Source organism: Alteromonas sp. G4i13 (genome assembly GCF_054960505.1).
On record NZ_JBHNYX010000076.1, the window covers coordinates 1 to 12,297 of the forward strand.

12 protein-coding genes are annotated in these 12,297 nt (G+C 43.7%); 10 read left to right on the forward strand and 2 right to left on the reverse strand.

What is annotated here, in order from left to right:
* Positions 1–310 precede the first annotated feature (310 nt).
* From pspA to ACFI6J_RS20870, 8 genes are all read left to right on the forward strand, one after another.
* Complete coding sequence (gene pspA / locus ACFI6J_RS20835; RefSeq protein WP_014950724.1) at positions 311–979, forward strand: phage shock protein PspA; 669 nt, start codon at positions 311–313, stop codon at positions 977–979.
* Positions 980–1,040: 61 nt separating this feature from the next.
* Positions 1,041–1,241: a PspC domain-containing protein gene (locus ACFI6J_RS20840; protein WP_014950723.1), complete on the forward strand. Its 201-nt coding sequence runs from the start codon at positions 1,041–1,043 to the stop codon at positions 1,239–1,241.
* Entirely contained in the window at positions 1,241–1,603 is a 363-nt protein-coding gene (locus ACFI6J_RS20845; RefSeq protein ID WP_014977415.1) for a hypothetical protein, read from the forward strand. Before ACFI6J_RS20840 ends, ACFI6J_RS20845 begins: the two co-directional genes overlap by 1 nt.
* Positions 1,604–1,757: 154 nt before the next feature.
* Positions 1,758–2,750 carry a DUF2333 family protein gene (locus ACFI6J_RS20850; RefSeq protein ID WP_014950721.1) on the forward strand — a complete coding sequence of 331 codons (993 nt, stop codon included), beginning with the start codon at positions 1,758–1,760 and terminating at the stop codon, positions 2,748–2,750.
* Positions 2,751–2,753: 3 nt separating this feature from the next.
* A complete protein-coding gene (locus ACFI6J_RS20855; RefSeq protein ID WP_014950720.1) occupies positions 2,754–3,509 on the forward strand; it encodes a TIGR04219 family outer membrane beta-barrel protein in 756 nt (251 codons plus the stop codon).
* Between the two features lie 198 nt (positions 3,510–3,707).
* On the forward strand, positions 3,708–5,531 hold the full coding sequence (locus tag ACFI6J_RS20860; RefSeq protein WP_168534072.1) for an assimilatory sulfite reductase (NADPH) flavoprotein subunit: 1,824 nt from the start codon (positions 3,708–3,710) through the stop codon (positions 5,529–5,531).
* A complete protein-coding gene (gene cysI / locus ACFI6J_RS20865) occupies positions 5,531–7,252 on the forward strand; it encodes an assimilatory sulfite reductase (NADPH) hemoprotein subunit (protein WP_168534070.1) in 1,722 nt (573 codons plus the stop codon). The genes ACFI6J_RS20860 and cysI overlap by 1 nt, the downstream gene beginning before the upstream one ends.
* Positions 7,242–7,988 (forward strand): phosphoadenylyl-sulfate reductase, encoded by a 747-nt coding sequence (locus ACFI6J_RS20870; RefSeq protein ID WP_014950717.1) that lies wholly within the window; start codon positions 7,242–7,244, stop codon positions 7,986–7,988. Before cysI ends, ACFI6J_RS20870 begins: the two co-directional genes overlap by 11 nt.
* Here ACFI6J_RS20870 and ACFI6J_RS20875 read toward each other — a convergent pair.
* Positions 7,985–8,821 (reverse strand): TIGR03899 family protein, encoded by an 837-nt coding sequence (locus tag ACFI6J_RS20875; RefSeq protein WP_462586370.1) that lies wholly within the window; start codon positions 8,819–8,821, stop codon positions 7,985–7,987. The genes ACFI6J_RS20870 and ACFI6J_RS20875 overlap by 4 nt on opposite strands.
* 214 nt (positions 8,822–9,035) lie before the next feature.
* Between ACFI6J_RS20875 and ACFI6J_RS20880 the strand changes: the two genes are divergently transcribed.
* Complete coding sequence (locus ACFI6J_RS20880; RefSeq protein WP_462586371.1) at positions 9,036–11,255, forward strand: bifunctional diguanylate cyclase/phosphodiesterase; 2,220 nt, start codon at positions 9,036–9,038, stop codon at positions 11,253–11,255.
* A gap of 2 nt (positions 11,256–11,257) precedes the next feature.
* On the opposite strand, the gene ACFI6J_RS20885 is transcribed toward ACFI6J_RS20880, so the two are convergent.
* Positions 11,258–11,836, reverse strand: coding sequence for a uracil-DNA glycosylase family protein (locus ACFI6J_RS20885; protein ID WP_462586372.1), 579 nt, complete (start codon positions 11,834–11,836; stop codon positions 11,258–11,260).
* Between the two features lie 114 nt (positions 11,837–11,950).
* Between ACFI6J_RS20885 and ACFI6J_RS20890 the strand changes: the two genes are divergently transcribed.
* Positions 11,951–12,256 carry a hypothetical protein gene (locus ACFI6J_RS20890; protein WP_014999558.1) on the forward strand — a complete coding sequence of 102 codons (306 nt, stop codon included), beginning with the start codon at positions 11,951–11,953 and terminating at the stop codon, positions 12,254–12,256.
* Positions 12,257–12,297: the final 41 nt, after the last annotated feature.

The following is a 12,297-nucleotide window of genomic DNA, read 5'->3' on the forward strand; positions in this document are numbered from 1 at the left end:
AGCGCCGAAAGGCGCTTTTTTTGTGCGTGTAGCACAGTGACTTAAACATTAAAAACGCAATAAACAGGGTTGGTCAAATTAACAAATTTGTTGGTTAAATACGCTAAAAAATTGTATTTGGTTGCTTGGTGAACAGTTGGTAATTTCCGGAATTAAATTAAAATCATTTAAAAACAGTGCCTTAAATAAATGGCATGGTGATTGTAATAGTTAGAGTGTTGAGGAGAACTCAGTCAGCGGTAACCAGCGGTCAGCGTAACTAAGAATAAGTGCTGGAAACCACAACACTACTTTTAACGGAGAAATAATCATGGGTATGTTTTCGCGCATTAACGATATTGTTCAAGCAAACATCAATGCAATGTTAGATAAAGCGGAAGATCCTGAAAAAATCATTCGTTTGATTATTCAAGAAATGGAAGAAACCTTAGTTGAGGTTCGCACTGATGCAGCGCGCTTTATTGCTCAGCAGAAAACCCTTGCACGCCATATGGCATCAGCAAACAAAGAAGTGGAAGGGTGGCAGCACAAAGCACAGATCGCAATGAATAATGACAAAGAGTCATTGGCTAAAGCCGCACTAATCGAAAAACAAAAGTATGTTGCAAAGCTAGCTTCTCTTGAAGAACAAGAAGCGCATATTGCAGAAAGTATCGAAAAAATCCAAGGCGATACTGCGCGTCTGAACAGTAAGTTAGCCGAAGCAAAAGCCAAGCAAAAAACGCTGGTTCAACGCAAGCATTCAGCGCAAACACGCTTAAAAGTGAAGCAAGCTGATCACGAAGGAAAAATTGATGATGCCATGATGCGCTTTGAAAGTTACGAGCAGCGCATTGATCATCTAGAAGCGCAAGTTGATGCGTACGACCTAACAAAGTCGAATGAAGCAACGTCACTGCAGGCCGAGTTCGATGCAATGGAAGCAGATGAAGCTATCGAAAAGGAATTGGCTGAACTTAAGAAGAAGAAGGTCGCGTAGGCGACCTTGAGAGCCGCAGCCCGCATTGTAGATATCGAAGTAAGCATTTTTGGAGAAGATGATGAAAGTACCATCACAAAAACGAATTTATAGAGACCTTGATTCTGGAATCATTTCAGGTGTGTGTGCAGGAGTTGCACGTTATTTTGATATAGATGCAGTATGGGTTAGAGCGGCAGCTGTAGCAGGCTTGTTCATCGCTACGCCTATTACGCTAGTGGCTTATATTGCAGCCGTTATCTTATTACCGAGATTAGTGTAATGAAAAACTTTCTGATTGCATTGGTCATCGCCATTATTTTGGTGAATTGTTTAGGCAGCTTAGTAGATAGCTGGTTGGGTATGCACTTAATCATGTCAGATGAATTGCTAAGTCCTTGGGAAAACGTAGCAGTGTTATCGCTAGTCGGCGTAGTCCTCGCTATCGTTGGATTCGTTGTTGCTGTAAGCGTTATGGGCACAATTCTTTTAGCGCTAGGCGCAGGATTTTTAGCATTATTAGTGGTGGGAGTAAGTGCATTTTGGCCAATTATACTTATCGCGATAGCGCTATATGCTTTGAAAAATCGAAACTCTGCCGCTTATAAGCAGCAAAATGACCGAAATATGCACCATAATGTATAATCATCATAATTTTATTTAAGTTGTGTTAACGTAGTAAAAGATGGTGATATAAAGACGACCGTCACAAAGGTTTCGCATTTTTCACATAGTATTAAGACTACAAATAGCTGACCTCCGTCGGCTATTTGTTATTTAAAAGGAAGGTTGGTGTTATATGAGACAATCTATTAACTCAAAACGGATAGCGATTGTCGCTGTAGTGATAGTTTTACTTTTCTGGCTAATAGGATGGTATTGGAGCCTATCCCCAGACACGTTTGATGTTAGACAACGTTTAAAGCAAAACTCGCCTGTTGAGAATCCAACTAATATTGCAGGTTACACATTAACAACAACCATGATTGATGTGTCAGAAACCTTACTTGATAAGCCTGGTGGATATCTTTCTAACGACATTACGCCTCCTGGCATCTTTTTAGATAACATGCCCGCATGGGAATTCGGTGCGCTGGAAATGGTGCGAGACCTTGCACTCTCTATGCGTAAAGACTTCAGCCGCTCTCAATCTCAATCTATTGAAAATCCGTATCTTACAAAGGCCCATCCTAAGTTCAATATGGATCACAAAAGCTGGGCGTTGCCTTCTTCTGAATCGAGTTACTCTGACGGTATAGAGCTTCTAAAAAAATACCGTGACGAGCTAGCGAATACCCGAAACACCGACAGTCAGTTTTATACTCGCGCAGACAACTTGCGCGAATGGTTGAAACAGGTAGAAAAGCGGTTGGGCAGTTATTCACAAAGACTTAGTGCCAGCGTAGGATCGGCTAGATTGAACACTGATCTGGCGGGTGACTCGAATGCAAAGCAGTCTTCTCCTGTAGCCAGCCAGCGTGTAGTTAAAACGAGTTGGTGGAAACTAGACGATAATTTCTATGAGGCACGCGGTGCTACGTGGGCTTTACTTCACTTTCTAAAAGCCGTGGAAATTGAATTTTACGACGTATTGGAAGATAAGAATGCATTGGTTAGTCTTCAGCAAATTATTCGTGAACTGGAAGCGACACAGCAGTCGGTATTCAGTCCAATGATTTTAAATGGTAGTGGATTTGGCATGTTAGCGAACCATTCTTTGGTAATGGCAAACTATATTTCTCGTGCAAACGCTGCTTTAATTGAACTTTCAGAACTTCTTAATCAAGGATAATTAATGAAAAAGGGTCTTATAGCTGCCGCATTGGGATGCGCATTAGTTTCAGTTTCATCTCATGCAGACACTATCGCAGGCGTATATGTTGGAGCCCAAGTATGGCAAACCGACACGCAGGGCGGTTTTGCTGATAGCAACAACACCGCTGACTTTAACTTTGATGATGAGACCAATACGGCGCTATACATTGCCTTTGAGCATCCTGTACCGTTTTTACCTAATGTAAAAGTAAATCACACGACATTAGATAACTCGGGCACCACAACGCTTCAGTCTGAATTCACTTTCGACGGTGAATTATTTACTGAAAGCACCACGGTTAATACAGATGTAGAGCTTGATGCTACAGATTTCATTTTGTACTACGAGTTATTCGATAACGATCTAGTGAGCTTTGACTTAGGTGTTAATGCAAAGTACATCGACGGCGCACTGTTCGTTGTGGATAGAGCGAGTGACACAAGCGGATCTGCAGAATTCTCTGGTATTGTTCCAATGGCCTACTCAAAGGTTCAGCTAGGTTTACCGTTTACAGGTTTATCAGCATACTTTGAAGGAAGCTATTTGTCGTTCGACGACCATGAGCTTAGTGATTATCAAGCTGCAATTCAGTACTCGTTTATTGAAAGTTTAGCGGTTGATATGACGCTTCAGGTGGGTTACAGAAATGTAACGGTAGATATTGAAGACCTTGATGATGTGTACGCTGACATGGAATTTGATGGTGTATTCGCAGGGCTAGAACTTCACTTCTAAGCCTCAACTACGGATTTTAAAGGGCGGGGCTGCGATTGCAGCCTCGCCCTTTTTATTGCTTCTCGCCCAAATTCAATTGTGTTATTACCTATTCGCACAGTCATTAGCACTTTCAGTAATAAAAAAGTTTCATTTATTCTTTTCTCTTCTTGAAGAAAGCCGTTAGCCTTAGCGCCATTGATAAAAGGCTAAAAGACTATGTCACAAGATTCTAATTCGAACTCAGCGCCAGGCGCGGTATTAAACGAACAGCAGTGGAATGCAATAACGCAAGCCATTGCAGGCTTAAATCGTGATCAACTTACTTGGGTAAGTGGTTATGCTGCGGGCATGGCTGCTGCACAAGGTGGTTCGGTTGCACCAATGATGCAAGGCACTCCTGCAGTAGCGGGTGACGCGCCAACGCTTACTATTTTGTACGGTTCGCAAACCGGTAATGCGAAAGGTGTTGCAGCGCAGTGTCAAGCGAAAGCAGAAGAAGCGGGCTTTAATAGCAAGCTGGTTAGCATGGCAGATTACAAGCCACGTAACTTGAAAGCAGAAACTCACGTTGCGGTATTTGTTAGTACCCATGGTGAAGGTGATGCACCAGACGATGCTATTGAGCTACATGAATTCTTGGCTGGCAAAAAAGCCCCGAAGCTTGCTGATACCAAATACGCAGTTTTGGGTTTAGGTGACAGTAGTTACGAGTTTTTCTGCCAAACGGGTAAAGACTTTGATGAACGCTTAGGTAAGCTTGGCGGTAAAGCTATTGTAGAGCGTCTGGACTGCGACGTTGATTATGAAGCGGAAGCCGAAGCATGGCTGAGCAAGCTCATCGACTCGCTAAAAGACGATTTTAGTGCAGCTCCGCAAGCAGCGGTAGCGGCGCAAACTGGCGCGGCAGTGCAGGGTGTAGCAGCGCAAACTTACACCAAAAAAGCGCCGTTTAAAGCGACCTTAATTGACGCACAAAAAATCACAGGTCGTGATTCTGTTAAAGATATACGCCATATTGAAATAAGCCTTGAAGATAGCGGAATTACCTACAAGCCAGGTGATGCGCTTGGTGTATGGTTTAAAAATGCAGCATCTCTAGTGTCGGAGCTTATTAGTATCTTGTCACTAAACGGCAATACAGAAGTATCTGTGGCTGACGCGACCATGTCACTCACCGAAGCATTAACGTCGAAGCTTGAATTAACCTTAAGTTACCCTAATTTCATTAAGTCATATCAAGAGGCGACAGGCTCTGAATCATTGGCTACATTGATGGAAGATAAAGCGCAGCTGCGTACCTACATGGCTGAACGTCAAATTATTGATATTGTGCGCGACCATCCAAGCAAGTTGTCTGAACAACAGCTTGTAGATGCTTTGCGACCGCTAACGCCTCGCTTGTACTCGATAGCATCAAGCCAAGCCGAAGTGGAAGAAGAAGTACATTTAACCGTAGCTCACGTTGACTATGAAGCGTTTGGACATCGTCATCAAGGCGGCGCATCTGGCTTTTTGTGTGAATATCTAGAAGAAAATGGCGATGTAGAAGTGTTCGTAGAAAGTAACGATAACTTCCGTTTGCCCGCTGATCCAAATACGCCAGTGATCATGGTCGGCCCGGGTACGGGTATTGCACCGTTTAGATCGTTCATGCAAGAGCGTGACGTACAAGGCGCAGAAGGCAAAAACTGGTTGTTCTTTGGCAACCCACATTTCACGCAAGATTTTCTATATCAAGTGGAATGGCAAGGCTACGTTAAAGAAGGCCTGCTAGACAAAATTACGCTGGCATTTTCTCGTGACCAAGAAGAAAAAGTATATGTTCAGCACCGTTTACTAGAAAACGGTAAAGAAGTGTATGAATGGTTAGAGCAGGGCGCACACTTCTATGTGTGTGGCGATGCAATGCACATGGCGAAAGATGTAGAGAACGCCCTAATTAGTATTGTGCAAGAGCACGGCGGTAAATCTGAAGCCGATGCAAAAGCCTATGTTGTAGAGTTACGTAAAGCGAAACGTTATCAGAAGGATGTCTATTAATGAGTAACGAAAAATCACCATTTATCGTTGAGGGCAAACTGGCTGACAACGAGCGTTTAAAGCGTGAAAGTAATAATTTGCGTGGCACCATCACTACCGATCTTAAAGATGATCTTACTGGTGGTTTCACCGCTGATAACTTCCAGCTTATTCGCTTTCACGGTATGTACCAACAAGACGATCGTGATATTCGCGCTGAGCGTGCAAAGCAGAAACTTGAGCCGCTTCACAATGTGATGTTGCGTGCCCGTTTACCTGGTGGTGTTATTACGCCTGACCAATGGTTAGCGATTGATAAGTTTGCAGCCGATCACACCATGTACGGCAGCATTCGTTTAACAACCCGTCAAACTTTCCAGTTTCACGGTGTGTTAAAGCCTAAGATTAAGTCCATGCACCAAATGCTAAACAAGGTAGGCATCGACTCTATTGCTACGGCAGGCGACGTAAACCGAAACGTACTATGTACGTCAAATCCGGTTGAATCTGAGCTTCACCTTCAGGCATTTGAATGGGCGAAGAAGATAAGTGAACACTTACTACCTAAAACCCGCGCGTATGCTGAAATTTGGTTAGACGGTGAAAAAGTCGAAACGACTGAAAAGCCTGTAGAGCCTATTTTGGGTGATAACTATTTACCGCGTAAGTTTAAAACGACGGTGGTGATTCCTCCGCAAAACGATGTAGATGTTCACGCGAATGATCTTAACTTTGTTGCGATTGCTGAAAATGGACAGCTAGTTGGCTTTAACGTACTTGTCGGTGGTGGTCTTGCAATGACTCACGGCGACAAGAGCACGTACCCGCGTAAAGCCTCTGATTTCGGATTTATTCCGCTTGAAAGCACGCTAGACGTTGCCGCAGCGGTTGTAACAACTCAGCGTGATTGGGGGAACCGTGTTAATCGTAAGAACGCGAAAACCAAATATACGTTAGAGCGTGTTGGGGTAGACAACTTTAAGGCTGAAGTTGAAAAACGCGCAGGCGTGACTTTCCAAGACAGCCGTGCGTATGAATTTACGGGACGTGGCGATCGCTTTGGCTGGGTTGAAGGTATTGACGGTAAATATCACCTGACCGTATTTATTGAGAACGGCCGTATTTTAGATTACCCAGGTAAAACGCTAAAAACAGGCTGTGCCGAAATTGCGAAGCTCCACAAAGGTGATTTCCGCTTAACGGCAAACCAGAATTTGATTATTGCCGGTGTAGCGCCGCAAGACAAAGACAAAATTGAAGCATTAGCCCGCGAACATGGCTTAATAGCGCCATCGATTTCTAACCAGCGACTTGACTCAATGGCCTGTGTTGCATTGCCAACCTGTCCGTTAGCCATGGCAGAAGCTGAGCGCTACTTGCCAGATGCCGTTACGGAATTAGAAGGTTTGCTTGCCAAACACGGATTGGAAGAAGACAGCGTAATCTTCCGTGTAACAGGCTGCCCGAATGGCTGTGGTCGCGCGATGTTGTCAGAGGTTGGCTTAGTAGGTAAGGGCCCAGGCAAATACAATTTGCATTTGGGTGGAAACCGAGAAGGTACACGTATTCCACGTATGTATCGAGAAAACATAAGCGAACAGGAAATCATGGCAGAACTAGATTCACTGTTTGGCCAGTGGGCCAAAGATCGTGAAGCGGGTGAAGCCTTTGGTGATTACGTTGTTCGCGCTGGTGTTGTAAAACCAGTAGTAGACTCCGCACGGGATTTCTATGACGAATAATACAGCGATTAAGCAGCAACCACTAACGCTTGATATCAGTAAGGAAGCCCTTGCTGATATCAATGAAACGTTAGAGAAAATGACAGCGCAGGAGCGAGTAGCTTGGGCGCTGGACAACTTGCCTGATACTCATATTGTGTCTTCAAGCTTTGGAGCACAATCGGCGGTTATGCTGCATATGCTTACCCAAGCACAACCGGATATCCCTGTTGTGCTTACCGACACAGGTTATCTTTTTCCTGAGACGTATAAGTTCATTGATGAGCTTGTAGAAAAGCTCAATTTAAATTTGCATGTGTACAGCGCAGAGATGTCTTCTGCGTGGCAGGAAGCGCGCTTTGGCAGACTTTGGGAACAAGGCATCGAAGGTATTGAAAAATACAATAAGATGAACAAAGTTGAGCCAATGCAGCGCGCCTTACGTGACCTGAAAGCAGGTACGTGGTTTGCAGGTTTGCGTAGAAGCCAATCAGATACCAGGGGAAAGCTTCCGGTTCTACAAAAAGTAGGGCAGCAGTTTAAACTTTACCCGATCATTGATTGGAGCAACAAAGACTTACATTACTACCTGAAAGATAACGACTTGTCTTATCATCCGCTTTGGGAGCAAGGGTACGTATCCATCGGTGATTGGCATACCACGCAGTCGCTCCAAGAAGGAATGAGTGAGCAAGACACGCGCTTCTTTGGTTTGAAACGCGAGTGTGGATTGCACGAGTTTGGTGACGGTATTTAACTTACGTTAAATACCTCGCCTAACACCGACTTAATGCTGGTTAAATACACTTCATTAGGCGACTTAGTCACTAATTTATACAGCTCACTGCCGACCGTAGTGAACTTGTAATACACCAAAGCAACCCCCGACGTTTTACTGGTTAATAAAATATTTTCATTTACGCATCGCCAGGTTACTTGCTGACCTTCATCGTATTCGGCGCTTTCAATTTCGCTGGTATAAATTAACTTCATCTCTTGCAAAGACAACAGATCAGGGTAACTCAACCCTACGTTGGCTAAGTTAATTTGCTCAGGAACAGGGCGTCTCAATAGTGAAAGCAAGCCTTTGCGTTTGTGATACCCCACAAGAATACGCGGGACCGCATCGTTATTTCTTCTACTCGCAACATTCACAGCCTTATTGAATACTTGTGCATCCCTATGCGTTAGCGTCTTTAATAGCTGCAATGTACGAAGGGAAAAACTGCCCGGGCGAGCCACCTCAACGGCAAAAATCTTTCCCCATAATTCCTGCATGGGCGGGCTGTAAATTTCCTCAGCCATGGTACTAAATGCGAAAAACCAGTCGGGATCAAGATTATCGCTAGTTTGTTCGTTGATCGTCACATTTAATGCTATATTTAATACAGCTTGAAGATTGCTCGCTTTTTGGGTTTCTAATATTTGTTTTCTTCTTTCTAGTGCATGCTTTTGCTTTTTAGGATCAGGGGACATCATAGAGGGGCTTATACCCACTCTGGCAAACCAAGAAAGCATGCGTTGGCGACTAGCATCGGTTTTCACTGCGTTGCTGGCCGCTTTTTCAGCCGCAGGCGATTCGGCTGTCACCTTTACAGTCTTCTCTTCCGTTTCCTGTGGTTTTTTTACCTCAGGGGAAAAGTGCTGGGATGTAATCTTCATAAATGCTTAAATGATCGAATGTAAAATGGCATGTAACATGAGAGCACTATTGCATTGCGTAACCCATTTATCAATGTAATCGTTGCCTTAATACAATGAGTAGCGCATTCTTGTTTTGTTTGTATCGAGGAAATGAGCGGTAATGTCGGCAATGGATTACGATAACGACGAATTAATTTTTTTAGATGATGATGGTTCAGTTGAAGAGCAAACCTTATTGGGCAAAGACTGGAACATTCTTATTGTCGATGACGATGAAGAGATTCACACCGTAACGCGTCTCGCGCTATCTGATCTCATCGTAAACGATCGCAAATTAAACTTCATCCACGCTTATTCAGCAAAACAAGCCAAAGAAATGCTGCACGAATATGGCAACAGCATTGCCATAATTTTACTTGATGTCGTTATGGAGACTGATGACGCGGGTTTTGATGTTGTTAAATACATCCGCGAAGACATGAAGTTAGTTGAACCTCGAATTATCTTACGTACGGGCCAGCCCGGCTACGCGCCTGAAGAGCAAGTCATTAAAGTTTACGATATCAATGACTACAAAACCAAAACAGAACTTACTCGCGCCAAATTACTAACTACTATCATTTCCTCACTACGCTCTTATCAGCAAATTGTAACGATTAGTCAAAGCCGTGCTGGTTTAGAGAAAATAATCACCTCTTCAGCGAACTTGTTTGAAGAACATTCGGTGAAAGAGTTTTGCGAAGGTGTAGTTACTCAGATTAGTTCGCTTATTGGTTTAGATTCCGAAGGTTTATTGTGCGCAAGAGCGGGTTCTTTGCTAGACCGAGAGGACGAAGAGGTTTACGTGCTTGGCGCTGCGGGTGAGTATGCGAAATTTATAAACCAGCCTGTGTTCACGCTTAAAAACCTTGAAATTGAAGAAAACATTAGTCGGTGCCTACGTCTTAAAAAGCACATTTTTGAGCCTAGTTGCTCTGTGCTGTATATCAGCCGCGCTGGTTTTGAAGCTGCTGTTTTTGTTCGACAAACCCGCGAGATTAGTGAGCTAGACAAGCACTTGCTTGAGGTTTTTTTATCCAGTATTTCAGTGGGATACGAAAACGTTAATCTTTTCCATGAATTGAGAAATGCGGCGTTCAGAGACTGGTTAACCCGTCTGCCAAACCGCAATGAGTTTATCAATATGCTCGATAAACCTCATTTGTTTGCCGGAGAAAACTATAGCGTAGCTCTTATCGACGTAAATCACTTTTCCGATATAAATGATGGTTTAGGGCAAGAAGTCGGCAATGAATTGTTGCGAGCTATAAGCGCTCGCTTTCAATCTTCTTTCGACAGCATAGTGAAAAAAGGCCGCATAGGTGCTGATGTATTTGGTCTTATTGGTCCTGACGATTTGGTATGCCCCAAAACCATCAACAACATTTTCCAATCTTCATTTCAGGTAGGTGATCACACCCTTCCGGTGAATATAACACTTGGATTGTGCAAGTTAGACAATAAACGCCACATCGGCATTGAGATTTTAAAGCGCACGAATATTGCGTTAAACCGTGCTAAGAAAAATCTGACAGATAACTTCGAATATTACGCCAAAGATATTGAAGATCAGACGACTTGGCGCTTAGATATGATTCGCCAACTCCGAAGCGACTTTGCAGCAAGAAAGCTGGAGCTGTGGTTTCAGCCGCAAGTGGACTTACTGAATGAAAAAGTTGTTGGCATGGAAGGCTTACTACGCTGGCCCAATGGTGAAGGGGGGTACATTTCTCCCGCCGTGTTTGTACCACTTGCTGAGTATTCAGGTCTTATCGTTGATATCGGTGAATGGGTGCTAGAAGAGTCATGCCGTCGTCTTCAGGAATTGAAAGAAAAAGGCTACGGCCATCTAAGAGTTGCCGTTAACATCTCTATTCCGCAATTCCGTGATAGATTATTTGTAGAAAAAGTTAAGCAGGCACTATCTAACGCCAACTGCGACCCAAGCCTGTTAGAGCTAGAAATAACAGAAAGTGTGGTGATGGATGAACCGCAAATTGTAATAGATGCATTGCGTTCGTTAAAAGAATTTGGCGTTAAAATAGCCATTGATGACTTTGGAACAGGCTTTTCCTCCATGAGTTATCTACAGCAGCTTCCGTTAGATCGATTGAAGGTCGATCGTTCTTTTGTCAAAGACATTAAACCGGGTGCAAGCGCAGTGCTTGCTGAGACCATTGTGACTTTGGGGAACAAGCTAGGCTTATTGACTATTGCCGAAGGCGTAGAAAAAAGAGAGCAGGCGAGTTACATGATAAAACTAGGGTGTGACGAGGCTCAGGGTTACTTATATGCGAAGCCGATGCCGTTCGATGCGCTTTTAGCGTTTCTTGAAGAATAAGATTAGGCTGATAAAACAGACGCAATACTGCGCTTTAGGGCAGGAAGAATCTCAAGCTCGAACCAAGGATTCTTAGCCAGCCATCGGTTGTTTCTACCTGATGGATGAGGCAATACAAAATGGGACTCAGATGGTGTCCGCACAGCCTCAGTCAGCGTTTTGAATTGTGGAAGATAATACTGTTGCGAGTAGCGCCCGACGTAAAGCGTTACTTCAGGTTTTAAATAAAGAAGAAAGTCATTATGCCAAGCGGGAGCACATTCTTTTCTTGGCGGGGCATCGGCTCCATTTTTATAACCTGGAAAGCAGAAGCCCATTGGCAGCACCGAAATTAAGCTAGGGTTATAAAAGGTCTCTCTCGAGACAGACAACCAATCGCGTAACCGATCTCCGCTGGGATCATCAAACGCAATGTTGCGTTCATGAGCTTTCAACCCCGGTGCTTGCCCAATAATAAGCACTTTAGTTGATGGTGCAGTGCTAAATATGGGGTTGGGTTGATGCGGTAGGTGAGGGGCACACAGTCTACAATTTCTCGCTTTAACCACCAGTGCATCGTGGCCTTTCACATTTTTCTCCAAATATTTCTCTTTGTCATACTTTTGTCACAAAACTATGATCTCAGTTTGACTATCTTATGTATATACAGTATGTTTAATAGTGACAGTAGTAGACTGTAACACAGGAGAAGAAACATGCGTAAAGTAGTACTAACCCTAGCTCTATCAGCGGCCTTTGGTATTGCGCATGCGGAATCTGGTGATAACCAGCTTTTCGATTGCATGGATGCGAAAACATTCGAAATGAATAACCAATGTATGTCTGACAAAATCGGCAATAACATTCGTTTCCGTGATGCACAAGCAAAGTTGATCGACATTGCAAGCGAAAGTCAGGGTGACTACGCCATTGCAACAATGACGTTCGATCAAGAAAATATGCACATTGATATCGTAGCACATAAAGATTCGCTTAACGCGCTTGCTGCGAACCGTAACTAATTTTTAGTTAACACACAGAAGCCGGCGACAATTTTGCCGGC